Source organism: Pseudomonas sp. 2822-17 (genome assembly GCF_002742485.1).
GTDB lineage: Bacteria > Pseudomonadota > Gammaproteobacteria > Pseudomonadales > Pseudomonadaceae > Aquipseudomonas > Aquipseudomonas cyclaminis.
Window position 1 is genome coordinate 87,902 of record NZ_LJRZ01000379.1, and the last position, 22,867, is coordinate 110,768.

The window sequence follows — 22,867 nt, forward strand, 5'->3', positions numbered from 1 at the left end:
GTTGCTGTTGCTGTTGCTGTTGCTGTTGCTGTTGTGGTGAGCGGGCTTGCCCCGCGCTGGGCTGCGAAGCAGCCCTGAAGTCAGGCACCTCGGTGTTTCAGGTAAAATTGTGTCGTCTGGTTTGGGGCTGCTTCGCAGCCCAGCGCGGGGCAAGCCCGCTCACCACAATCCCAATCCCAATCCCAACCATAACCACAATCCCAACTGCAGCCACAGGCAAAAGTGCACAGGATCACTCAGGTGTAGATAAACCGGTTCACAACCCCTTCAAGCATCTCCTGTCGCCCACTCACCGCCTGCGGGTTCAGCTCCTGGGCAAATGCATGCTCGGCCAGCGATTGCAGGCTGAACTCACCCGCCAGCACCGCCTGGCCCAACGGCTGTTGCCAGCCGGCATAGCGCTGGTCCTTGAACTGTTGCAACCGGTCGTTCTGCACCATGGCTGCCGCACGTTCCAGGGCCAGCGCCAACGTGTCCATGGCCGCGACGTGGCCGTGGAACAGATCCACGTCATCCAGGCTCTGGCGCCGCCCCTTGGAATAAAAGTTATAGCCGCCGTTCTTGAACCCGCCAGCCTTGAGGATCTCATAAGTGGCCAGGGTCATTTCCTCGACGCTGTTGGGGAACTGGTCGGTGTCCCAGCCGTTCTGCGGGTCGCCACGGTTGGCGTCGATGCTGCCGAAGATGCCGAGGGACACGGCCGTGGCAATCTCGTGATGGAAACTGTGCCCGGCCAGGGTCGCGTGGTTGGCCTCGATATTCACCTTGATCTCATGTTCCAGGCCGTACTCATGCAAAAAGCCGAACACCGTGGCGCTGTCGTAATCGTATTGGTGCTTGGTCGGCTCCTGAGGCTTGGGCTCGATCAGCAGGTCGCCCTTGAAGCCAATCTTGTGCTTGTGTTCCACCACCATGCGCATAAAGCGCCCGAGCTGTTCGCGCTCACGCTTGAGGTCGGTATTGAGCAGGGTTTCATAGCCTTCACGGCCGCCCCACAGCACATAGTTGGAACCCTTGAGGCGCAGGGTGGCGTTCATCGCGCTGTACACCTGGGCGGCGGCATAGGCGAACACTTCCGGGTCCGGGTTACTGGCCGCGCCGGCGGCAAAGCGCGGGTTGCTGAAGCAATTGGCGGTGCCCCACAGCAGTTTGATGCCGGTCTGTTCCTGGTGGCGCTCCAGGTGGTCGACCATCTGTGCGAAGTGCTGGCGATATTCCTTGAGCGAACTGCCTTCGGGCGCCACGTCGGTGTCGTGAAAACTGTAGTAGTCGATGCCCAGCTTGGAGAAAAACTCAAAGGCCGCATCCGCCTTGCCCATTGCCAGCTCCATCGGCTCGCCGCTGCGCTGCCACGGGCGCTTGAAAGTGCCCACGCCGAACATATCCGCACCGGGCCAGACGAACGTGTGCCAATAACAAGCCGCCATGCGCAGGTGTTCACGCATGGGTTTGCCGAGGATCAGCTTGTTGGCGTCGTAGTGGCGAAAGGCGAGGGGGGAGTCGCTGCTGGGGCCTTCGAAGCGAACCTTCTCGACACCGGGGAAGTACAGCATGGCGTTTTCCTTATTGTTCTTGGCGGTGTCTGGATACTAGCAACGGCAACAGGCCTGCCGATTATGAAAATCACCAAGGCGTAGTGCGATTTTGTGCAGTGAGGGCTAGTCTGTCGAAACAGGCCCCAGGACAAAAACAATGAAAACCCTACCGCCCGTGCACCGCATTGCGCTGTTGTTCAACGGCAGCAAAATCTACGACCGCGGCATCATCGCCGGCATCGGCAATTACCTGAGCAGTACACGGGTCTCCTGGGACTTGTTCCTGGAAGAAGACTTTCTGTGCCGCCTCAAAGGCATCGAGCGCTTTCAAGGCGATGGGATCATTGCCGACTTCGACGACCCGCTGATCGGCGAGGCGTTGGCCAGCAGCCAGTTGCCGGTGGTGGCGGTGGGCGGTTCCTATGAGGATACGCGCGCCTATCCCCAGGGCATTCCCTATGTGGCCACCGACAATTACGCCTTGATGAAGCTGGCCTACGAGCACCTGATCGAGGCCGGGCTGACGCGCTTTGCCTGTTTCAGCCTGCCTGAAGCCCAGGCCAACCGCTGGGCCCAGGAGCGCGAAAAAGCCTTTCGCCGCCTGATGCTGCGCGATGGTTTGCACGTTGAGGTGTATCGCGGCCTGGGCACCAGCGCGCCGTTGTGGGACAGCGCCGTGGAGCAACAGATCGCCTGGCTGGAAAGTTTGCCCAAACCCATCGGCATCATCGCCGTCACCGATGCCCGTGCCCGGCAATTGCTGCAAGCCTGCCTCACCGCCGGCATCGCCGTGCCGGAGCAAGTGGCGCTGATCGGCATCGACAACGACCCGCTGACCCGCACCCTCACGCGGGTGCCATTGAGTTCGGTGATCCAGGGCACCGAAACCATGGGCCGCACCGCCGCTGCGCTGTTGCACCAGATGCTGCATGGCAAGCCGTGCGTGGGCACGCGGGTCCTGGTACCGCCGGAGGCGATCAATGTGCAGGCCTCCAGCTTGCATCAACCCTTGGGTAATCCGTACGTGATGCAGGCGCTGCTGTTTATCCGCCAGTACGCCTGCCAGGGCATCAAGACCGCGCAGGTGGCGGCCTATGTCGGCGTGTCGCGCTCATCCCTGGAAGCGCACTTTCGCAAGGTGCGCGGCTGCAGCGTGCATGACGAGATCCTGCGCTTCAAACTCGCCGCCGCCGCCAAGGGCCTGGAAAGCCACGAACTGGCGATTGCCGATATTGCGGCCAAGTGCGGCTTCAAGTCGGCGCAGTACCTGCATACCGTGTTTCGTCGTGAATTGGGTTGTACGCCGCGGGAGTACCAGCAGGGTGCGGAGTTCGAGTTGCCCGTGCCTGAGTAAGGCCTTACATACACTGCTGGACCCAATGTGGGAGGGGCGGTGCGACGCTTCGACTTGGCCCCTCCCACCTTTTTAACGAGTTCAGGCAGTTGCTTTAGCGGGCTTCAGGCATTCGATGGAGCGATCCACGGTGGTCTTTGCAATTTCCAGCAAATGCCACACGGCCAGAATCTTCGCCCGTTCGGGGCTTGGTAGCAGGTCACCGCAATCCAGCGCCGTGGCGGAAGCGCTGTCGAGCAAGCTGGCGGTGTAAAGCAGGGCATCTTCGAAACTCAGGTCTTCGTTGACCGAGTGGAGGCCTTGAGTGGGCAGGTAGTGGTCGATGGCGCGGTTGAAGGCGGCGCGGTCTTTGGCGGGATCAAAGGGTGGATCGGGGATGTACTTTATTCATGGTGTACCTTCGCGTTGGATGAGGGGCCGACACCCTTCGCGACTAAACGAGGGTGGCGGCTGTACGCAGGTTAGTCGACCGGCTCCAACGCGAAAATACCGGCGCACCCGAAGGTGCCCTGCGCACAGCCACCATAAAACTGATGAAGGACCATGCACGCGTTGGAAGATCAGGCGACTAAACCCGATCACTGATTTGGCAGTGACGGACGGCGGACTAGCCAGCGATTCCAACAGGCACAAGGCGGCAGGAATTGTCTAGGAAACGTCCTGCAATTAAAAGCGACCCGACTTGCTGGCCCTTTACAAACCATGACCAAATGCCACTAACGATACCGCCCACCTATTGAAATGCAGGCGATGTAGAAGGGGCTTGGTGCCGATGCCGGAGCGCGCGGTGCAAGGGCACCGCGCGGACAGAGGGGCTATGGCAGGGCGTAGGCGATCACGTAGTCGCCACGGTCAGTGGATTGGCGTGCACCGCCAGCGGTGATGACTACGTACTGCTTGCCGGTTTTCGGCGACACGTAGGTCATCGGGCCGCCTTGGCTGCCGACGGGCAGGCGGGCCTTCCAGACTTCATCACCATTGCCGCTGTTGAAGGCGCGCAGGTAGAAGTCCTGGGTACCGGCGATAAAGATCAAACCGCCCTGGGTCGACAGGGTGCCGCCGAGGGTCGGCAGGCCGATCTTGATTGGCAGGTGCATGCGGATGCCCAGCGGGCCGGTGTCTTCAACAGTGCCGACCGGTACTTGCCACGCGACCTTCTGGGTCTTCATGTCGATAGCGGTCAGGGTGCCGAACGGCGGCGCCTGGCACGGAATGCCGGCCACCGACAGGAAGCGGTTTTTGTTCACGGCATACGGCGTGCCCTTGAGCGGGACGGCGCCCATGCCGGTGTTCAGCGCTTCGCCACCGGAGGAGGTTTGGGCGTTTTTCTGCGCCGGCACCATCTGGATCCACAGGCCCAGGCGCATGTCGTTGACGAAGATAAAACCGTGCACCGGGTCGGTGGAAATACTGCCCCAGTTCATGCCGCCCAGGGAGCCGGGAAAGCTCAGGGATTTATCGGTGCCTGGCGCGGTGTACAGACCGTCGTAGCGCATGCCTTTGAAGTCGATGCGGCACAGCAACTGGTCGTACGGCGTTGCGCCCCACATGTCCGATTCAGTCAGGGTTTGCGCGCCGATCTGCGGCATGCCCACCGATTTAGGCTGGGTTGGAGAGTAGGGCTCATTGGGGATGTTGGCGGCCTTGACCGGTACGTCTTTGACCTCGGTCAGCGGCTTGCCGGTGGCGCGATCCAGCACGTAGATCTGCCCGGCCTTGGTGCCAATCACCACCGCCGGTACAGCTTTGTCGCTGCCAGGCGGGGTGAAGTCGATCAGGCTCGGCTGCATCGGCAGGTCGAAGTCCCACAGGTCGTTGTGGACGGTCTGGTACACCCATTTTTCCGCACCGCTGGAGGCATCCAGGGCCAGCACCGAAGCGCCGTATTTATGGTTGAGCTGGGTGCGCTCAACGCCGTAGATATCGGTGGACGAACTGCCCATCGGCAGGAAAATCGTGTTCATCAGCGGGTCGTAGGACATCGGCGCCCAGCTGTTTGGCGTGCTGCGCACGTAGGTGCTGTCGCCGGTCGGGGCTTGTTTGTCTTCTGGGTTGCCGGGGTCGAAGGCCCAGCGCATCTGGCCGCTGATTACATCAAAACCACGGATCACGCCGCCTGGCATGTCGGTCTGCACGTTATCCGCCACGCGGCCGCCCACCACAACGGTGGTGCCGGCGATCAGTGGGGCAGAGGAGAGCTGGTAGTAGCTGTCCGGGACGTTGCCCAGGCCGGCTTTCAAATCCACTTGGCCGTGGGTGCCGAAGTCTTCGCAGAATTTGCCGGTGTCAGCATCGACCGCGATCAGGCGTGCGTCGATGGTGTTGGTCAGCAAACGGCGCTGGCACTGCGCGCCGGGCGCAACCGTGGCGGCGATGATCGGCGAGCTGTTGGGCTGGGTCGGCTGGGCAATCGGCGCGGTGGCGTCGAAATACGCCATGCCACGGCAACGCTGCCACACCGCCGACTTGGCGTTGACTTCGTTCTTCCACAGCTCTTTGCCGGTGTCGGCGTCGAGGGCGATCAGGTTGTTGTGCGGGGTGCAGATGAAGACTTTGTTGCCGATCTGCAGCGGGGTCAGTTGGTCTTCGGCACCGTTGCCGTCGCTGATCGCTACATCGCCGGTGTGGTAGGTCCAGGCGACTTTAAGCTTGTTGACGTTGTCGCGGTTGATCTGGTCCAGCGCGGCGAAACGGCTGCCGCCTTCGGTGTTGCCGTAGTGCGCCCAATCTTTCTGCGCATCGGCCGGGGCCACGGGCGTGACGCCTGGGCCGGCACCGGTGGGGGCGACACTTGGGTGGGCGACAAACATATTACCCGCCGCAACCGCTACGCCCACTGCCAATACGGCAGCGACGCCATAGGCACCGCGTGCAGGCTTGCCGACCAGCAGCGGATACACCAGCGCCACGACCATGCCGATGGCGGCGAACATGAATACGCGCGAGAACAGCGGCCAGAACACCAGGCCCACATCCGCCACGGCCCAGATCGCTGTGCCGACCAGGAATGCGGCGAACAACCACGCGCCCGCGGGGTTACGCCGGGCAATCAACAGGCCGGCAATCGCCATGGCCACGCCGCCGATCAGGAAGTACCAGGAGCCACCCAGACTGACCAGTTTGGCGCCGCCGACGGCGAGGGCAAGGCCGAGCAGGGCGATGACAACGCCCAGGCCCAGGAGTAGGAATCTAGAGACGCCAGGGGCGCGCGATGCTCGTTTCATGTCGAAAGGACTCGAATGTGAGAGGGCAAAGACGCGATTTTAGCAAGATAAGTAACCAGATAGTACATTTTGCAACGCGTCTTAGGCCATTGCGGACGCCCTGGTTAGCACGAAACATTTATTAATACTTAACTCACTATCATGGTTGTACGACGTCATATCAATTGTGTTCGACTAACCAGGCTCTCACAAAAAAAATAACGGAGACTCTTCTATGACCGGTTTTCCTTCTGTCGAAGGCAAGGCTGTGGCCTCTGCGCCCGGCCATGTTGTACGACTTCTCAAGTTGCTTGGCCCCGGCGTCATTGCGGTTCTGTCATGGCTGGGCGCAGGCGATTTGATTACGTCCTCCGTGGCCGGCGCCAACTATGGTTACGCCATGATGTGGGTGCTGGCAGTGTCCCTGCTGCTCAGGTACCTGATCGTCAACATCATTGCGCGGTTTCAGCTGTGCAATAACCAAGGCATGACGATCCTCCAGGGTTACGCTCAGTTGAACCCGTTTTTCGCCTGGTTCCTGCTGGTGTATGCGCTGCTGATGGGGCATTTGATGAATGCCTACATGATCAAGGGCGCGGGGGAAGCCCTGGCCATGCTGTTCAAGACCGACTATGCATTACTGTGTTCGGTGGCGGTGGTATTGGCCGTATGGTTGCTGGTCGGGCGCAATATCTATTCGATGATCGAAGGTGTGATGAAAGGCCTGCTGGCAATCATGACCCTCGCATTCATTGCGCTGGCGGTGATGTCCGGGCCGGATATGGCGGGCATTGTCAAAGGGACGATTGGTTTCAGCATTCCGCCGGATGAGGGCGTACACGGGGCATTGCTGGTGGCGGTCTCGGTGATCGGCGCGGTGGCGGGCTCGATTGCCAACTTCGTGCACCCCTATGTCATGCGTCAAAAAGGCTGGGTTGGCCCACAGCACAAGCGTATCCAACGCAACGACCTGCTATTTGCCGTGTTCGTCGGCATTGTGATCAACCTGGCGATCTGGATTGTAGGCGCCGAGATCCTGCGGCCCAACGGCATTGAAGTGAAGACCCTGAGCGACCTGGGTAAGGCACTCGAAATCTTCTTCGGCCCTATTGGCTGGTACATCTTCTTTATTGGCGTGTTCGCAACGTTGTTTGCCAGCATCTCCGGTAAAACCACGGCATTTCCCATGCTGATCACCGATGCCTTCCAGCATGTACGGCCCGGACGCCGCGAGCGTTACGGCAAAGAATTCCACCATGACCCGCTGCACAAGTGGTTCATGTTGTTCATCCTGGTGACCCCACTGATCTGGTCGCTGCCGGGCATGCCGGACTTTGTCACGCTGACCATCGGCGTCAGCGCGTTGAACATCATTGGTTTGCCGGTGATTTCCCTCGGCTTGCTGATCATGTCCAACCAGAAGTCGCTGTTGAGCAAGGAATACCGCAACAACCTGTTCGAAAATATCGCGCTGCTCTTTGCCACGGGGCTGGCGCTGTGGGTTGCGTTCCAGTTGGGTGTCGAATTGTTCAGCTGATTGCCGGACGTGCAGGCTCCGCATCTGCTTGATGCGAAGCCTGCAAGCAGTCAACGAAACGCCGGCACCACCTGCTCGATAAACAGCGCCAGCGACTTCTTCTTCTCTGCATGAGACAAGCTGTTATCGCACCAGAAGCTGAACTCATCCACGCCCAGTTCCTGGTAGTACTGGATGCGCGGGATGATCTCGGCGGCGGTGCCGATCATCGCGGTCTTGTGCAGGCTTTCCAGTTCGAACTCAGGGCGGGCGGCGAATTTTTCTTCCGGGCTTGGCGCCAGGAAGCCATTCACCGGGACTTCTTTATTGCCGAACCAGGCATCGAAGGTGCGATAGAACTTCGAGATTGCCTTGGCCCCGACTTTCCAACCTTCCGGATCATCGGCCGCGTGCACATGGGTGTGGCGCAGTACCATCAATTGCGGGCGCGGTACGTCGGGGTTGTTGTCGAGGGCCGCCTGGAATTTGTTTTTCAGGTCGAGGACTTCTTCGTCGCCCTTCATCAGCGGCGTCACCATCACATTGCAGCCGTTGGCCACCGCGAAGTTGTGTGAGTCCGGGTCGCGGGCGGCGATCCACATCGGCGGGTTGGGCTGCTGGATCGGCTTGGGCACGCTGGTGGAGGTGGGGAATTTCCAGATCTCGCCGTCGTGGGCGTAGTCGCCTTTCCACAGTGCACGCACCACTGGCACCATTTCACGCAGGGCCTGGCCGCCGCTGGAGGCGGGCATGCCGCCGGCCATGCGGTCAAACTCCACCTGGTACGCGCCGCGAGCCAGGCCGACTTCCATGCGCCCGTTGCTGATCACGTCGAGCAAGGCGCATTCGCCCGCCACCCGCAGCGGGTGCCAGAACGGCGCGATGATGGTGCCGGCGCCCAGATGAATCGTGGTGGTCTTGGCCGCGAGGTAAGCCAGCAGCGGCATCGGGCTTGGCGAAATGGTGTATTCCATGGCGTGGTGTTCGCCAATCCACACGGTGCTGAAACCGCCGGCCTCGGCCATCAGGGTCAGTTCGGTCAGGTCTTCGAACAACTGACGATGGCTGACACTTTCGTCCCAACGTTCCATGTGTACGAACAGCGAAAACTTCATGGTGCTTACCTCTAATCTGTTGTTGTTTTGCGCAAATACCGGGTTTGCTGGGAGGTCAGGCAGGCACGGGCAGGGCGCCCATTTTGCCGTGGCAATAGACCAAGGGCCCGTTGGCCTGTTCCGGCACGATCAGGTTCTTCACCGAGCCGACCATGATCGCGTGGTCGCCGCCTTCATATTCACGCCACAGCTCGCACTCGATCACCGCCGTGGCATTCGCCAGGATCGGGTTGCCCAGCGCGCTGAGCGTCCATTCGATGCCTTGGGCCTTGTCTTTGCCCTTGCGCGCAAACGCATAGGCTTCGCTTTGCTGGCCGCCCGACAGGACGTGGATGGCAAAGCGCTTGTTCTTGATCAGAATGGGGTAGGAGTCGGAGCTGTAATTGGGGCAGAACAGCACCAGGGCCGGGTCCATGGACAAGGAACTGAAGGCGCTGGCGGTGAGGCCGACGATCTGGCCGTCGTCATCGAGCGTGGTAATCACGGTGACCCCGGACGGAAATGAACCCATCACTTGTTTGTAGATGGCGGCATCGATCATGTGACGGTCCTCTGGCGGTGGAGCGGTTTTTATTAATTTGTAGGTATGATGGTATACCGTAATACACAGCTTGCAAGCGCTTTTTTAAACCCCCGATAAACGTCTTGTTCTGGCGAAATATCCAATGAATGCTGGGGTTCAGGCTGAAATTTAAAGGATTCAAGGCGACAGGGAACCGGATCAGTTGCAGGTACAAACAGCGGATCAGTCTTGTGGAAATGTTGGAATACCATAATATGGTGTTCATCCGAGAGGGCCGAAGAGCTCCCCCCGGTATGGCGTCAAACAACTATAAGATCAGACAACGCGAGTTCATTTCCATGCCCCAGATGTCCCGGCAAGACCCCCTGATCGAGCATCACACGGTCGATTACGTCCCTCTCGCAGAGCGCCACGGAAAGGCCCGCGACCTGTTCACTTTATGGTTCAGCACCAACATCGCGCCGCTGCCCATCGTCACCGGCGCCATGGTCGCCCAGGTATTCCACCTCAATCTGGCCTGGGGACTGCTGGCAATTGCCCTCGGGCACCTGCTCGGCGGTATCGTGATAGCCCTTGCCTCGGCCCAGGGCCCGCGCATGGGCATTCCGCAGATGGTGCAGAGCCGTGGCCAGTTCGGCCGCTACGGCGCCTTGCTGATTGTGTTCTTCGCCGCACTGATCTACATCGGCTTCTTTATTTCCAACATCGTGCTGGCTGGCAAATCCATCGTCGGCATCGTGCCGTCGGTGCCGGTGCCGGCGAGCATCCTGATCGGCGCCCTCAGCGCCACCGCCATCGGCGTGATCGGCTACCGCTTTATCCACACCTTGAACCGTATCGGCACCTGGGTGATGGGCAGCGCATTGCTCGCCGGGTTTGCCTACATCTTTGCCCATGACCTACCAGCGGATTTCCTGAGCCGTGGCGGCTTCAACGCGGCTGGCTGGTTGGCCACCGTGTCGCTGGGGGTGATCTGGCAGATCAGCTTTTCGCCCTATACCAGCGACTACTCGCGCTACCTGCCAGCGGACATCGGAATTACCCGGCCTTTCATTGCGACCTACCTGGGCGCCACCCTCGGCACGATCCTGTCCTTCGCCTTTGGCCTGGTTGCCGCACTCGCCACGCCCGAGGGCACCGAAGCCATGGTAGCGGTCAAGCAGGCCACCGGTTGGCTGGGGCCGATCCTGATGGTGCTGTTTTTGCTCAATATCATCAGCCACAACGCCTTGAATCTGTACGGCGCGGTGCTGTCGATCGTCACTTCGATCCAGACCTTCGCCAGCCACTGGACTCCCAGTATCAAAGTGCGCGTGGTGCTGTCGGGCGTGATCCTCGCCGGCTGTTGCGTGGTGGCGTTGGGCGCGTCGGCGGATTTCATCTCGCAGTTCATCGGCCTGATCCTCGCGCTGTTGCTGGTACTGGTGCCGTGGGCTTCTATCAACCTGATCGACTTCTACGTCATCAAGCGCGGCGTCTATGACATCGCTTCGATCTTCCAGGCTGATGGCGGCGTGTATGGGCGCTTTAACCTGCATGCGATCGTGGCGTACTTCATCGGCATCATCGTGCAGTTGCCGTTTGCCAATACGTCGCTGTACGTGGGGCCGTGGGCCAACCTGGTGGAAGGCGCGGACCTGTCGTGGCTGGTGGGTTTGGTGGTGACGTGTCCGTTGTATTACTGCCTGGCGACACGTCAACACACCCGCAAGGCCAAGGCGGTCTACCGACTGTCATAACCTTGTGGCGAGGGGCGCCAGCGCCGGGATTCTCGTCTGGATGTGGGAGGGGGCTTGCCCCCTCCCACATTTGATTTGCGTTGTTTTTGAGCAGATAGGCAATCGTCATTGGCCCCACAACCGTGACTCAATGCGCGCCAGCGGCCTTGTTCAGGTCGCTTTCGGCCCACTCGGTATACACACACGCATCCGCCGTCGCCCAGCGCACACGCACCGGGTCGCCGGCCTTGAGCGGCATACCCGCAGCCGATAGCGCCTTGACCGTCATCGACGTGCCGCCCAGGGTGCGCACGGTGCAGGTCTGGCTTTCGCCGAGAAACAACACTTCCCCGACGATGGCCGACACTTCATTCCAGCCCGCCGCCAGCGGTTGCTCGGCGGCCTGTTCGACACTCAGCGCCAGGGCTTTTTCCGGGCGTACCATCAGCAGCACGTCCTGTTCGGTGCGCAACCCGGTGGTCAGGCGGATCGACAGGGATTGGCCTTCGAACGACGCCACTGCGTTGCCCTGGGCCTTGAGCTTGAGGAAGTTGGAGTTGCCGAGGAACGACGCCACGAACGCGTTCGGCGGGTTCTGGTACAGGTCGAAGCCGCTGCCCAGGCCGACGATCTTGCCGTGACTGAAAATCGCGATGCGCTGGGACAGGCGCATGGCTTCTTCCTGGTCGTGGGTCACGTAGACGATGGTGATGCCCAGGCGCCGGTGCAGCTGGCGCAGCTCGTCCTGCAGGTCTTCACGCAGCTTTTTGTCGAGGGCGCCGAGGGGTTCGTCCATCAGCAGGATGCGCGGTTCGTACACCAGCGCGCGGGCGATGGCGACTCGTTGCTGTTGGCCACCGGACAGTTGCGAAGGGCGGCGATGCGCGAACTGCTCAAGCTGCACCAGCTTGAGCATGGCGTCGACACGCTTTTCGCGCTCGGCGCTGGCCAGTTTGCGGATCGCCAGGGGGAAGGCGATGTTGTCGCGCACCGACAAATGCGGGAACAGCGAGTAGCGCTGGAACACCATGCCGATGTCGCGCTTGTGCGGCGGCACGTTGACCAGCGATTGGCCGCTGACCAGGATCTCGCCGCTGCTCGGCGTTTCGAAACCGGCGAGCATCGACAGGGTGGTGCTTTTGCCAGAGCCGCTGGAGCCGAGGAAGGTGAGGAATTCGCCGTCCTGGATGTCCAGCGAGATGTTGTCCACGGCAGCAAATTCGCCGTAGAACTTGTTCAGGTTGCGCAGGCTCACCAGGCTTTGGCCAGGTGTTTGCACGGGGTCTTTGATCACTGCACTCATGTCTTAATCCTCGGCGCTCAAGCGCGGGTTTCGGTGCGCCGGCGAACGGCGGCGGCAATCACCATGACCAGCACCGAGAGGCCGATCAGCAGCGTCGAGGCGACGGCGATCACAGGCGTCAGGTCCTGGCGCAGGGTGGTCCACATTTTTACGGGAAGGGTTTGCAGGGTCGGGCTGGCCATCATCACGCTGAGCACCACTTCGTCCCATGAGACCAGGAACGCGAACAGTGCACCGGCGACCATCCCAGGGCGAATCGCCGGGAACGTCACCTTGAACACGGCCTGCAAGCGCGAGGCGCCGCAGATCACCGCCGCGTCTTCAATCGACTGGTCGAACAGCTTCAGCGAGTTGATGATCGAGATGATGGTAAACGGCAGCGCAACGATCACATGGCTGACCACAAAGGCGAACATCGTGCCGGTGTAGCCCAGCTTGAGGAACAGCGCATACACCGCCACGGCGATGATCACCAGCGGCACGATCATCGGCAGGGTGAACAGGCCGTAAAGCAACTCGCGGCCGGGGAAGCGCCCGCGCACCAGGGCAAATGCGGTGGGCAGGCCCAGGACGACGGCGAACACCGTGGTCAACACCGCGACCTTGAGGCTGGCCATGGCGGCGTTCATCCAATCGGGGTTGGAAAAGAATTGGCCGTACCATTTGAGCGTCCAGCCGGGCGGCGGGAACACCAGCCATTGCGATGAGCCGAACGACAGCAGCACGATAAACACGATCGGCAGCAGCAGGAACAGGCCGATCAACCCGGTGGTGGTGTAGAGGCCCAAGCGCATCCTGCGGCTCATGGCGTTGGGGGTCAGGAGCATGACGGCTTACCTCGCGTTGCTGGCGCCAACCGGGGATTCCGGCTGAAGCTTCAGGTAGAAGTAGAACAGCACCAGCGTGATGAAGATCAGCAACGCGGCGCCGGCACTGGCCAGGCCCCAATTGAGGAACGACTGCACCTGCTGGATGATGAACTCGGGCAGCATCATGTTCTGCGCACCGCCGAGCAGCGCCGGGGTGACGTAGTAACCGAGAGACATCACGAACACCATCAGCCCGCCGGAGAACAACCCCGGCCGGCACAGCGGCAGGAAGACACGGAAGAAGTTGGTCCACGGGCTCGCGCCGCAGATCGAGCCGGCCTGCAGGATCATCGGGTCGATGGCCTGCATGGTCGCCTGCAACGGCAGCACGATGAACGGGATCATGATGTAGCTCATGCCGATCACCACGCCGGTGAGGTTATGCACCATCTCCAATGGCTGATCGATGATGCCCATGGCCATCAACGCCTTGTTGATCACCCCGGAGGCTTGCAGCAACACCAGCCAGGAATAGGTGCGGGCCAGCAGGCTGGTCCACATCGACAGCAGCACAATGCTCAGCATCCAGCGCCCCCAACCACGCGGCACGAGAGTGATTGCCCAGGCCAGCGGAAAGCCCAGTAGCAGGCTGAACAAGGTCACCAGTCCCGCCACCGAAAAGGTATTGAGCAACACCCGGGCATAGGCCGAGTTGGCGAACAGCTGTTCATAGTTGCCCAGGCCCGGCACCGGCTCCAGCACGCCGCGCAGCAGCAGGCCGATCAGCGGCGCGAGGAAGAACAGGCCGAGAAACAGCAGGGCCGGGATCAGGTTGCTCGATCCGCGCCAACGCTGTGCCAGGGACGGCGAGGGTGTCTTGGCCGGTACCGCACCGGCAGCGCCGAGGGCGCTCCCGGTCGGTGTGGTTGCCGTCATTTTCATTTGACTAGCCATTCATTCCACCGTGTCGCAATGGCCGGGCCGTTCTTGGCCCAGTAGGCGAAATCGAGGGTGATCTGGTCCTTGGCATACGCCGTCGGCAGGTTGGGTGCGAGGACTGAATCCAGGCGCTGCACGCTGTCGATGTTCACCGGCGCATAGGCGGTCAGGTTGGAAAAATCCGCCTGGCCCTTGGCGCTGCTGGCATTGGCCAGGAATTTCATCGCTGCCGCTTTGTTTTTCGAACCTTTAGGCACAACGAGAATGTCGGCCATCACCAGGTTTTGCTTCCAGCTCACGCCGACCGGTGCACCGTCTTCCTGCAGGGCGTGGATACGGCCGTTCCAGAACTGCCCCATGCTGACTTCGCCGGAGGCCAGCAGTTGTTGCGACTGCGCGCCGCCGCCCCACCAGACGATGTCTTTCTTGATGGTGTCGAGTTTCTTGAAGGCGCGGTCCAGGTCCAGAGGGTAGAGCTTGTCGGCGGGTACACCGTCGGCCAGCAGCGCCAGTTCGAGCACGCCAGGGCTTGGCCATTTGTAGAGGGCGCGTTTGCCGGGGTAGGTCTTGGTGTCGAACAGCGCGGTCCAATCCTGGGGTTTGTCCGCGCCGAGCTTGCCTTCGTTGTAGCCAAGCACGAAGGAGAAGAAAAACGAACCGACGCCGTGGTCGGAGACGAAGCGCGGGTCGATCTTGTCGCGCTGGATCACCGAGAAGTCCAGCGGTTCGAGCAGGCCTTCGGCGGCGGCGCGCAAGGCGAAGTCGGCCTCCACATCCACCACGTCCCACTGCACGTTGCCGCTCTCGACCATGGCTTTGAGTTTGCCGTAGTCGGTGGGGCCATCCTGCACGACGGTGATACCGCTGGCCTTGCTGAACGGGTCAGCCCACGCCTGCTTCTGCGCATCCTGGGTGCTACCGCCCCAGCTCACGAAATTGACGCTTTCGGCCGCCAGCGCGACGTGGCTGGTCACGCTCAGTAGTCCCGCAAACAGCGCTGCGGTTGCACCTTTGTTCAACACCATTTTTACGCCCTCATTGTTGTGTTTATGAGCGGGGCTTTGGATGCCCGCCTATCGGGAGCAGTCGGTGTGGATGACGTTATAAAGGTCATCCAACCTATGGAATATCATATTATGGTATTCCAAGCTTTGCGCAAGCACTTTGCCATACCGGCTATCTGGCCGGGTCATGAAACGAAGGGAATACTTTCCACTACTTCGAGGTCGTAACCCGTCAAGCCTGCGTATTTCAAAGGTGGGCCCAGGTGGCGCAACTTGCCCACCCCGAGGTCCTGCAAAATTTGCGCTCCGGTGCCGACTTCCGAGTAAATGCGCGACTGCGACCGGCTGAACTGGCGCGGCGCCTGGGTCAGTTGCGGTACGCGCTCCAACAGGGCCTGGGACGACTCATGATTGGCCAGCACCACCACCACGCCGCTGCCTTCGGCCGCCACGCGTTGCAAGGCAGCCCACAGCGTCCAGTTTGACGGGCCGCTGTAGTCGGCACCGACCAGGTCGCGCAGCGGGTCGATCACATGCACGCGCACCAATGCAGGTGTATCGCGGTGCAACTGGCCCATGACCATCGCCATGTGCACGCCGCCGTCGATACGGTCTTCAAAGGTGATCAGGCGGAAGGTGCCGTGCACCGTGGGCAGGTCGCGCTCACCGATGCGCACCACGGTGCGTTCGGTGCTGAGGCGGTAGTGGATCAGGTCGGCGATGGTGCCGATCTTGATGCCATGTTTGCGTGCGAAGACTTCCAGCTCCGGACGGCGGGCCATGGTGCCGTCGTCGTTCATCACTTCGACGATCACCGAGGCCGGCGTGTGCCCGGCGAGGCGCGCCAGGTCGCAACCGGCTTCGGTATGCCCGGCGCGAGTCAGCACGCCGCCATCCTTGGCGCGCAACGGGAAGATATGCCCCGGTTGCACGATGTCGGTCGGTCCGGCATTGATGTCCACGGCCGCTGCCACGGTGCGTGCGCGGTCGGCGGCGGAGATGCCGGTGGTCACGCCCGTGGCGGCTTCGATGGACACGGTAAACGCGGTGCTGAACACGCTGCCATTGCTCGGCACCATTTGCTCAAGGCCCAGGCGCTGACAGTGCTCGTCGGTGAGTGTCAGGCAGATCAGGCCGCGGGCTTCACGGGCCATGAAGCTGATAGTCTCGGCGGTGCAGCAGGCGGCGGGCAGCAACAGGTCACCCTCGTTTTCCCGGTCTTCGTCGTCCACCAGAAGCACCATCTTGCCTTGGCGGTAGTCTTCGATGATGTCTGCAATGCTGTTGAAGGCCATGTGAAATGCTCGACTTGTTGGTTGTATGTATTATGGTATACCACAAAATCTAAACAAGAGGATGTCACGATGAAGGCCTATTGGATCGCCCATGTGGATGTGTCTGATGCAGAGCAGTACACGCAATACACCCAGCGCGCGCCGGCGGCGTTTGCGAAGTTCGGCGGGCGGTTTCTGGCCAGGGGCGGGCGCAGTGCGGCGCTGGAAGGCGGGCCGGCACGGCAGCGTAATGTGGTGATCGAGTTTGATAGCTACGAGCAGGCGGTGGCGTGTTATGAGTCTGCCGAGTATCAGCAAGCCAAGGCGCACCGTAAGGGCGCGGGGGTGGCGCAGATCATCATCGTGGAAGGCTTGGCACCCTAGTTATCAAGCCAAATAGTGGTCCAAATGTGGGAGGGGGCTTGCCCTCGATAGCAGTGTGTCAGCCACTGAATAAGGTAGCTGAACCACCGCCATCGGGGGCAAGCCCCCTCGCACATTTTGATTCGTGTTTGGCCTTGAGGTCAGCGAATGAAGTGAATCTTGCCGCTGTCGTCGTTGCCGATATAAATGCCATACACCCCAGCCTGCCGCTCCTCGATATAACGCTCGAGGATCTGCCGGATCGCCGGGTAGTAGATGCTGTCCCAGGGAATGTCCTCGGGTGCGAAGAATTTGTAATCCAGCGTCTCTGGCCCGAACTGCCCGGTGATCTCCAGCGCAATCGCACGGAAGATGATGTACACCTCGCTGATCTTCGGCACGCTGAAGATGGAGTAGGGCGAGACGATCTCGGCGCGTACGCCGCTTTCTTCCCACACCTCGCGCAACGCCGCCTGCTCAGTGGTTTCGCCACCTTCCATGAAGCCTGCGGGCAAGGTCCAGGTGCCGGGGCGCGGGGGAATAGCCCGTTGGCACAGCAGGTACTTGCCGTCCTGCTCGATGATGCAGCCGGCGATGATCTTGGGATTGATGTAATGGATATAGCCGCAGCCCCGGCACATCAGGCGCTCATGGGTATCGCCCGGTGGCAGTTGGTGACCGAGGTCACTGCCGCCGCAGGTCGGGCAAAAGCGCGGGCTGGGCACGGTCAGCGGCCTATGCGCGGTTCTTTGAGCGCGATCGGCAGGGTGATTTCCGGCGTCTTGCCGGTCTCTTCCTGTTTGCGCTTGAGGTAATCCAGAGCCACGGCGGCGGCGGCGCGCACGTGATCGACACACGCTTGGTGGGCCGCGAGCGGGTCGCCGCTCTTGATCGCCTGGACCATGCGTTCCATTTCCTGGTTGCTGGTGCCGCGACGGTTTTCCTGGGACACGGAGGTGGCACGCAGGTAGCTGATGCGGGCCTGCAACTGGCGCAATTGGGTAGCGGCCACGTGGTTGCCGGAGCCTTCGAGCAGCACGTCATAGAAGCCCTGGACCGAGTCGATGACCTGCTGCAGTTCACCGTCCTTGAGGGCCTTGCGGTTTTCTTCCAGGGCTTTTTCCAGGGCCTTGATGTCCTTGGCCTTGGCGCGCAGGGTGAACAGCTGCACGATCAAGCCTTCGAGCACGCAACGCAGTTCATAGATGTCGACGGCGTCGGCCAGGGTGATGATTGCCACTTGCGGGCCCTTGGCATCGGCGAACTCCACCAGGCCTTCGGACTCCAGGTGACGCAAGGCTTCGCGTACCGAGGTGCGGCTGACGCCGAGACGGTCGCACAGGTCGCGCTCCACCAGGCGGTCACCGGGCAGCAACTGGAAGTTCATGATGGCGCTGCGCAGTTTTTCCAACACGATTTCGCGCAGGGTGACCGGGTTGTGATTGACCTTGAAGCTGTCGTCGAGGGGCGCGCGTTTCATGGGGTTAGCTCTGAATGTGGCGGTTGACTGGAGGCCTCGGCCGGCCGGGGGCCGATTGAGGGCCGAAAATCGTGCCCAAGTTTATCATGCTGCGTTCTTTAAGCGACAAACCCTCACGGCCCCCCGGACGCCTCACGCCAGCGTCGGCAGTGGGCCCAGCTTGCCCTTGTGGTAGATCATCGGCGTGACCGGTTCGGCGGGCAGGATCAGGTTCTTCACCGCGCCGACGATGATCGCGTGGTCACCACCGTCGTATTCGCGCCACAACTCGCACTCGATGATCGCCGTGGCCTTGGCCAGCAGCGGGTTGCCCAGTTCGCTCAAGTGCCACTCGATGCCCTTGGCCTTTTCCTTGCCCTTGCTGGCAAAGGCATAGGCTTCGGCGGTCTGGTCGGCAGACAAAAGGTGGATTGCAAACCGCTTGCTGTCGCGCAGGATCGGGTAGGTGTCCGACGCATAGTTGGGGCAGAACAGCACCAGCGCCGGGTCAATCGACAGCGCGCTGAACGCGCTGGCGGTAATGCCGACGATACCGCCGTCCGGGTCGAGGGTGGTGACCACCGTGACGCCGGAGGGGAAGGAGCTCATGACGTCTTTATAAATGCCGGGTTCGATCATGGTCGTGGACTCTTAACGCATCACAAAAGGATCAGGCATGGGCGCCTGGGAGAGGTTGATCCACACCGTCTTCAGCTCGGTGTAGGCCAGTACCGAATCAATGCCGCTTTCGCGCCCGTACCCGCTGTTCTTGAAACCGCCGATGGGCGCCATCGCCGACACCGCACGGTAGGTGTTGACCCAGATGATCCCCGAACGCACGTCCCGCGCCAGGCGATGGGCGCGGCCCAGGTCACGGGTCCAGATACCGGCGGCGAGGCCGAACTGCGAGTCGTTGGCGATGGCCAGAGCTTCGGCTTCATCCTTGAAACGGATGACTGAGGCCACTGGGCCGAACACTTCTTCCTGCATGATTTTCATCGAATTGCGGTCGCACTCGAACAGCGTTGGCTCATAGAACCAACCTTCGCCGAGGTTCTGTGGGCGCTTGCCGCCGGTGCGCAGGCGCGCGCCTTCGGCGATGGCATCGGCGACCAGGCCTTCGACCACGGCCAGTTGCTGCGCGGTGGCCATGGGGCCCATTTCGCTGGCGTCGTCCTGGGGGTTGCCGATGCGGATGCGCTGGGCGCGTGCCACCAGGCGGTCGACGAATTCGTCGTAGATTTCAGCCTGCACCAGCAGGCGCGAGCCGGACACGCAGCTTTGCCCGGACGCCGCGTAGATGCCGGCAATCGCGCCATTGATGGCGCTGTCCAGATCAGCATCGGCAAAGATGATGTTCGGCGACTTGCCGCCCAATTCCAGGGACAGCTTGGCGAAGTTCTCGGCGCTGCTGCGCACCACATGCCGCGCCGTGGCCGCGCCGCCGGTAAAGGCGATCTTGCGCACCAGCGGATGGCGGGTGAGGGCGGCGCCGGTGCTCGGGCCGTAACCGGTGACCACGTTGACCACACCCGGTGGGATCCCGGCTTCCAGCGCCAGGCGTGCCAGTTCGAGAATGGTCGCCGAGGCGTGTTCCGACGGTTTGATCACAATGGTGTTGCCCGCCGCCAGGGCCGGTGCGAGCTTGATCGCGGTGAGGTACAGCGGGCTGTTCCACGGAATGATCGCGGCAACCACGCCCATGGCTTCGTGCACGGTGTAGGCGAACAGGTCGGGTTTATCCAGCGGCAGGGTGCCGCCTTCAAGCTTGTCGGCCAGGCCTGCGGTGTAGTGGAAAAACTCTGGCAGGTAGCTGACCTGGCCACGGGTCTCGCGGATCAGCTTGCCGTTGTCGCGGCTTTCCAGTTGGGCCAGTCGCTCTGTGTTTGCGGCGATCAGGTCACCCAGGCGACGCAGCAGTTTGCCCCGTGCGGTGGCGGTGAGGCCGCGCCAGGCCGGGCTGTCGAAAGCGGTTTGGGCGGCCTGTACGGCGCGCTCCACATCCGCTTCGTCGGCGTCGGGCAATTGCGCCCAAGGCTCGGCCAGCGCCGGGTTGAGGCTGTCAAAGGTCTTGCCGGACAGGGCATCGACCCATTCACCGCCGATGCACATCTGGAAGCGTTCAAGCGTCATGCCACGATCCCCTTTATCGGGTGTTGTTGGGAGTGTGCCGTTTCAAGAAACCCCAGCAGCAGCTGGTTGACCAGGCGCGGCGATTCTACCGGCATCATATGCCGTTGCTCGGGCAGTACCGCAACGGTCGCGCCGGGAATGCGCTCGGCCAGTTGCCGGGCCATCTGCGGCGTGGAGCCGGGGTCCAGCTCACCGGTGGCGACCAGGGTCGGCGCCTGGATGTTGCCCAGGTCGTCGGCGCGGTACATGTCCTGGGTCGCAAACAGTTCATAGGTGGTGAGGTAGCCCTGGGGATCGTTGCCCGCCAGGGTTTCGCGCAGCGCAGCAATCTGCGCCGGGTTGGCCGCCTGGTATTCGCGGCTGAACCAGCGCGACAGCGCCGCTTCGGCATTCGCATCCGGGCCGTGTTCGGCGGCCTGGGCGGTGCGGGCGATCACGCCTTCGCGCTGTTCGGGGCTGCGGTTGAACACACTGTTGAGCACCACCAGGCCTTGCAGGCGTTGCGGGTAATGCAGCGCAAAGGCACGCGCTACCAGGCCGCCCATGGAAAAGCCGATCACCGTGGCCTTGGGCAGTTGCAGGTGGTCGAGCAGTTCCAGCAACTGGTCGGCGTAACCGAGCAGCGGCGTGCCGGCGGCCGGGCGCGGGCTGGCGCCGTGGCCCAGCATGTCGTAGCTGATTACGCGGTAATTCGTGGCCAGGCCAACCACCTGGCCGCCCCACATTTCTTTATTCAGGCCCACGCCGTGGATCAAAACCACAGGCTGGCCTTGGCCGGTCGCCAGGTAACTGGTGCCAGCCGGTGTGTGTTCAGCGGTGAGCCGAATCATGGAGCGCTCCTGCATGCTTTTTGTTGTGGTGGCCGGCCGTGCTTACTGGGCGCTTTCCGCCGCCAGTTCTTCCAGGTCGATGTAGCGATTGCCGATGCGCGGGTGCAGGCGGCCGCCGTCGGCGCAACCCAGGACCACGACGATTTCGTCGGCACGCGGTGAGTCTTCGATCTGCATTTCCAGGGTGATGTAGTGCGAACGCAGGCCTTCGTCGTCCTTGTGCATCATTGGCACCTGGATCGAGGTGCCTGGGCCGCCGCGCTTGTTGGTGAAGCTCAGGTAGCTCTTGGCCTTGACCGCTTCACGGTAGTGGTTGCCAAAGCGCAGGGTGTGGATGATCGCGCTGGCGTGTTCGATCTCGCCGTCGGCACCGACCACGGCTGCCTTGCCATAGGCTTCGATCTTTTCAGCGCCGCCGATGATGCTCACCAGACGCTCGACCATCTGGGCACCGAGGTCGGAGCAGTTGGCGCGGATCTCAGGCTTGAGGTCTTCCACGAAACCGCGACCGAGCCAGGGGTTTTTCAGTACGACGGCAAGGCCGACCATTTTTACCGGAGTGTCGGAGGCTTTGCCGCCTTCGATAAAGGTCTCTTCTACATAGCTGACGATCTTGCGGATTTCGAAACTCATGAGCGGCTCCATCAGGTGTGGGGGAGGATTTCGTATGATGGTATACCATAATACGCAAAGCACAAGTGGCGAAAATGAGGTGAGGCGATAAAGGGCGGGTGTGAGATTTAATCGAGTCGATGTTAAAAAATGTTAGATTGAAAAAATACTTCACATAATCCGTTCATTGGTGGATGATCGATCACAATTCCAACGCGGCTCGCCGGTGTGGTGTCAGCCGCCGTTTTCCCCTGGAGTACCCATGAATAATAAGAATGTCGGTGTGATCGGTTTGGGCGCGATGGGGCTGGGCATTGCCCGCTCGCTGCTGCGCGCCGGGTTCAATGTGCATGCCTGTGATGTGCGTGAGGCAGTCACCCAACAGTTCGCCGGCGAAGGCGGAGTGGCGTGCACATCGCCCGCACACATGGCGGACACGTGCGATGTGATCATCACGGTGGTGGTCAACGCCGAACAAACCGAGACCGTGTTGTTTGGTGAAGGCGGTGCCGTGGCGGCGTTGCGGCCAGACAGCCTGTTGATCGGCTGTGCCACCGTGGCGCCGACCTACGCCGTAGAACTGGGCCAGCGCCTGGGCGAACACGGCCTGCTGTACCTGGATGCGCCGATTTCCGGCGGTGCGGCCAAAGCCGCCGCCGGCGAAATGACCATGATGACGTCCGGCCCGCAGGCCGCCTATGCCAAGGCCGAAGCGGTACTCGCGGGCATGGCCGGCAAGGTCTATCGCCTGGGCGATGTCCACGGGCTGGGCTCCAAGGTCAAGATCATCAACCAATTGCTCGCCGGGGTGCACATCGCCGCATCCGCCGAAGCCATGGCCCTGGGCCTGCGCGAAGGGGTCGACGCCGATGCCTTGTATGAGGTGATCACTCACAGCGCCGGCAATTCGTGGATGTTCGAGAACCGCGTGCCGCACATTCTCAAGGCCGACTACACGCCGCTGTCGGCCGTGGACATTTTCGTCAAGGACCTGGGCCTGGTGCTGGATACCGCCCGTGCGAGCAAGTTTCCACTGCCGCTGTCGGCCACGGCGCACCAGATGTTCATGCAGGCCTCCAGCGCCGGTTTCGGCCGCGAGGACGATTCGGCGGTGATCAAGATTTTCCCTGGCATCGATCTGCCGACCGCCAAGCCCGAATCTGTGTGAGGACCGCTC

Annotated in this window: 21 protein-coding genes; 5 read left to right on the forward strand and 16 right to left on the reverse strand. The window is 61.5% G+C overall.

Annotated elements, in window-relative coordinates; translation table 11 throughout:
• Nucleotides 1-236 precede the first annotated feature (236 nt).
• Complete coding sequence (xylA, locus tag AOA60_RS11585; RefSeq protein ID WP_099584558.1) at nucleotides 237-1,553, reverse strand: xylose isomerase; 1,317 nt, start codon at nucleotides 1,551-1,553, stop codon at nucleotides 237-239.
• 139 nt (nucleotides 1,554-1,692) lie between these two features.
• Here xylA and AOA60_RS11590 point away from each other — a divergent pair, with 139 nt between their 5' ends.
• Complete coding sequence (locus AOA60_RS11590; RefSeq protein ID WP_099584559.1) at nucleotides 1,693-2,889, forward strand: XylR family transcriptional regulator; 1,197 nt, start codon at nucleotides 1,693-1,695, stop codon at nucleotides 2,887-2,889.
• Nucleotides 2,890-2,970: 81 nt separating this feature from the next.
• On the opposite strand, the gene AOA60_RS33895 is transcribed toward AOA60_RS11590, so the two are convergent.
• Both AOA60_RS33895 and AOA60_RS11600 read right to left on the reverse strand, forming a co-directional pair.
• Nucleotides 2,971-3,276, reverse strand: a complete 306-nt coding sequence (locus AOA60_RS33895) for a hypothetical protein (RefSeq protein WP_099584560.1) — start codon at nucleotides 3,274-3,276, stop codon at nucleotides 2,971-2,973.
• A gap of 428 nt (nucleotides 3,277-3,704) precedes the next feature.
• Nucleotides 3,705-6,113, reverse strand: coding sequence for a glucose/quinate/shikimate family membrane-bound PQQ-dependent dehydrogenase (locus tag AOA60_RS11600; protein WP_099584561.1), 2,409 nt, complete (start codon nucleotides 6,111-6,113; stop codon nucleotides 3,705-3,707).
• 214 nt (nucleotides 6,114-6,327) lie between these two features.
• On the opposite strand from AOA60_RS11600, the gene AOA60_RS11605 reads away from it, so the two are divergent.
• Nucleotides 6,328-7,629 carry an Nramp family divalent metal transporter gene (locus AOA60_RS11605; RefSeq protein ID WP_099584562.1) on the forward strand — a complete coding sequence of 434 codons (1,302 nt, stop codon included), beginning with the start codon at nucleotides 6,328-6,330 and terminating at the stop codon, nucleotides 7,627-7,629.
• A 50-nt stretch (nucleotides 7,630-7,679) separates the two neighbouring features.
• Here AOA60_RS11605 and AOA60_RS11610 read toward each other — a convergent pair whose 3' ends face one another.
• Both AOA60_RS11610 and AOA60_RS11615 read right to left on the reverse strand, forming a co-directional pair.
• A complete protein-coding gene (locus tag AOA60_RS11610; RefSeq protein ID WP_099584563.1) occupies nucleotides 7,680-8,723 on the reverse strand; it encodes an LLM class flavin-dependent oxidoreductase in 1,044 nt (347 codons plus the stop codon).
• A 55-nt stretch (nucleotides 8,724-8,778) separates the two neighbouring features.
• Nucleotides 8,779-9,264 (reverse strand): flavin reductase family protein, encoded by a 486-nt coding sequence (locus AOA60_RS11615; RefSeq protein WP_003173304.1) that lies wholly within the window; start codon nucleotides 9,262-9,264, stop codon nucleotides 8,779-8,781.
• A 320-nt stretch (nucleotides 9,265-9,584) separates the two neighbouring features.
• On the opposite strand from AOA60_RS11615, the gene AOA60_RS11620 reads away from it, so the two are divergent.
• Complete coding sequence (locus AOA60_RS11620; protein ID WP_099584599.1) at nucleotides 9,585-10,985, forward strand: cytosine permease; 1,401 nt, start codon at nucleotides 9,585-9,587, stop codon at nucleotides 10,983-10,985.
• A 127-nt stretch (nucleotides 10,986-11,112) separates the two neighbouring features.
• On the opposite strand, the gene AOA60_RS11625 is transcribed toward AOA60_RS11620, so the two are convergent.
• The 5 genes from AOA60_RS11625 to ribBA all read right to left on the reverse strand — a co-directional run bounded on the left by AOA60_RS11625 (nucleotide 11,113) and on the right by ribBA (nucleotide 16,314).
• Complete coding sequence (locus AOA60_RS11625; protein WP_099584564.1) at nucleotides 11,113-12,267, reverse strand: ABC transporter ATP-binding protein; 1,155 nt, start codon at nucleotides 12,265-12,267, stop codon at nucleotides 11,113-11,115.
• Between the two features lie 17 nt (nucleotides 12,268-12,284).
• Nucleotides 12,285-13,094 (reverse strand): ABC transporter permease, encoded by an 810-nt coding sequence (locus AOA60_RS11630; protein WP_099584565.1) that lies wholly within the window; start codon nucleotides 13,092-13,094, stop codon nucleotides 12,285-12,287.
• Nucleotides 13,095-13,100: 6 nt separating this feature from the next.
• The gene (locus tag AOA60_RS11635) at nucleotides 13,101-14,018 is read right to left on the reverse strand and encodes an ABC transporter permease (protein WP_099584566.1); all 918 of its coding nucleotides are present in this window, start codon (nucleotides 14,016-14,018) and stop codon (nucleotides 13,101-13,103) included.
• Complete coding sequence (locus AOA60_RS11640; protein ID WP_099584567.1) at nucleotides 14,015-15,040, reverse strand: ABC transporter substrate-binding protein; 1,026 nt, start codon at nucleotides 15,038-15,040, stop codon at nucleotides 14,015-14,017. The genes AOA60_RS11635 and AOA60_RS11640 overlap by 4 nt, the downstream gene beginning before the upstream one ends.
• Before the next feature lie 164 nt (nucleotides 15,041-15,204).
• Nucleotides 15,205-16,314, reverse strand: a complete 1,110-nt coding sequence (gene ribBA, locus AOA60_RS11645; RefSeq protein ID WP_099584568.1) for a bifunctional 3,4-dihydroxy-2-butanone-4-phosphate synthase/GTP cyclohydrolase II — start codon at nucleotides 16,312-16,314, stop codon at nucleotides 15,205-15,207.
• Between the two features lie 69 nt (nucleotides 16,315-16,383).
• Between ribBA and AOA60_RS11650 the strand changes: the two genes are divergently transcribed.
• Nucleotides 16,384-16,677: a DUF1330 domain-containing protein gene (locus tag AOA60_RS11650; RefSeq protein ID WP_099584569.1), complete on the forward strand. Its 294-nt coding sequence runs from the start codon at nucleotides 16,384-16,386 to the stop codon at nucleotides 16,675-16,677.
• Between the two features lie 140 nt (nucleotides 16,678-16,817).
• On the opposite strand, the gene AOA60_RS11655 is transcribed toward AOA60_RS11650, so the two are convergent.
• The 6 genes from AOA60_RS11655 to AOA60_RS11680 all read right to left on the reverse strand — a co-directional run bounded on the left by AOA60_RS11655 (nucleotide 16,818) and on the right by AOA60_RS11680 (nucleotide 21,711).
• Nucleotides 16,818-17,381, reverse strand: a complete 564-nt coding sequence (locus AOA60_RS11655; protein WP_099584570.1) for an NUDIX hydrolase — start codon at nucleotides 17,379-17,381, stop codon at nucleotides 16,818-16,820.
• Between the two features lie 2 nt (nucleotides 17,382-17,383).
• Nucleotides 17,384-18,136 (reverse strand): GntR family transcriptional regulator, encoded by a 753-nt coding sequence (locus AOA60_RS11660; RefSeq protein WP_099584571.1) that lies wholly within the window; start codon nucleotides 18,134-18,136, stop codon nucleotides 17,384-17,386.
• 132 nt (nucleotides 18,137-18,268) lie between these two features.
• Nucleotides 18,269-18,754, reverse strand: coding sequence for a flavin reductase family protein (locus AOA60_RS11665; RefSeq protein WP_099584572.1), 486 nt, complete (start codon nucleotides 18,752-18,754; stop codon nucleotides 18,269-18,271).
• Between the two features lie 12 nt (nucleotides 18,755-18,766).
• Complete coding sequence (locus AOA60_RS11670) at nucleotides 18,767-20,248, reverse strand: aldehyde dehydrogenase (protein ID WP_099584573.1); 1,482 nt, start codon at nucleotides 20,246-20,248, stop codon at nucleotides 18,767-18,769.
• Entirely contained in the window at nucleotides 20,245-21,078 is an 834-nt protein-coding gene (locus tag AOA60_RS11675; RefSeq protein ID WP_099584574.1) for an alpha/beta fold hydrolase, read from the reverse strand. Before AOA60_RS11675 ends, AOA60_RS11670 begins: the two co-directional genes overlap by 4 nt.
• A 42-nt stretch (nucleotides 21,079-21,120) precedes the next feature.
• Nucleotides 21,121-21,711, reverse strand: a complete 591-nt coding sequence (locus AOA60_RS11680; protein WP_099584575.1) for an amino acid synthesis family protein — start codon at nucleotides 21,709-21,711, stop codon at nucleotides 21,121-21,123.
• A 157-nt stretch (nucleotides 21,712-21,868) separates the two neighbouring features.
• Between AOA60_RS11680 and ltnD the strand changes: the two genes are divergently transcribed.
• The gene (gene ltnD / locus AOA60_RS11685; protein ID WP_256592826.1) at nucleotides 21,869-22,858 is read left to right on the forward strand and encodes an L-threonate dehydrogenase; all 990 of its coding nucleotides are present in this window, start codon (nucleotides 21,869-21,871) and stop codon (nucleotides 22,856-22,858) included.
• Nucleotides 22,859-22,867: the final 9 nt, after the last annotated feature.